Here is an 875-nt window from a genome sequence, read left to right on the forward strand (position 1 = left end):
CAGCCACCCCCTCCGAAGGCTCCCCCACCCCGAACAGCACGGTGAACCAGGCCACGGGGCAGGCGGCGGGAACCGAGACGCCGAGCGCTCCCACGACCACCGGAACGACGAGCAGCACGGCCGGACAGCACCCGGCCCCCTCCGCATCGGCCACCGGGCCTGTCGCCGGCGTCCGCATCCGTGGCACCGCGTCCGGCCGCTGTGTCGACGTCACCGGCGGCAGCACCGCCGAGCGCACCCCGCTGCAGATCTGGGACTGTTCGGGCGCCGCCCGTCAGAGCTGGCGGTTCGCCTCCGACGGCACCGTCCGGGCGCTGGGCAAGTGCATGGACGTCGACGGCGGTTCACACGACGACGGTGCCACGGTCCAGCTGGTCTCCTGCAACGGCAGCGGCGCACAGCGGTTCCGCCTCAACGCGGCCCGCGACCTGGTCAACGTCCAGGCCGACAAGTGCGTCGACGTCAAGGACGTGGCCACCGGCAACGGTGCCCGACTCCAGCTCTGGTCGTGCAACGGCGGAGGCAACCAGAAGTGGAGCACCGCATGACCACCGATCCGAGGCAGAGGGACCAGATGGCAGCCGCTTCCCCCGAACCGACGGCAACGGCCACCGGGGGCGATCCGGCCCCGGCGGCGGAAGCAGTCGTATCCACGGCTGCCGCCACGACGGAGCCGTCCCCGGCACCGGCGGCGCTGCGGCTCTCGGCCGACGCGGTCGCCGAACCTGCCGGACCCGCCGGATCCGCCGAATCCGAGGCGGAGACGGAGACCGCGTCCGACACCGGCGCGTCCCCCGACACGGACACGGACACCGTGGCCCGCCTCGACGAGGAGGAACATCCCGACACTGCCACCCACCCGGACACCGACACAG

Annotated in this window: 1 protein-coding gene and 1 pseudogene; both read left to right on the top strand. The window is 73.1% G+C overall.

The genetic code is table 11. From position 1 onward, the window contains the following. A partial coding sequence (locus tag EHS43_RS45285; RefSeq protein ID WP_148104375.1) for a ricin-type beta-trefoil lectin domain protein occupies positions 1-548 on the top strand: 548 nt, incomplete at its 5' end. After that, a pseudogene (locus EHS43_RS45290) lies at positions 545-875 on the top strand (hypothetical protein); the annotation flags it as partial. The gene EHS43_RS45285 and the pseudogene EHS43_RS45290, both read left to right, overlap by 4 nt.

Origin of the sequence: Streptomyces sp. RP5T (assembly GCF_003933965.1) — a bacterium.
In the GTDB taxonomy this organism is placed as follows: domain Bacteria; phylum Actinomycetota; class Actinomycetes; order Streptomycetales; family Streptomycetaceae; genus Streptomyces.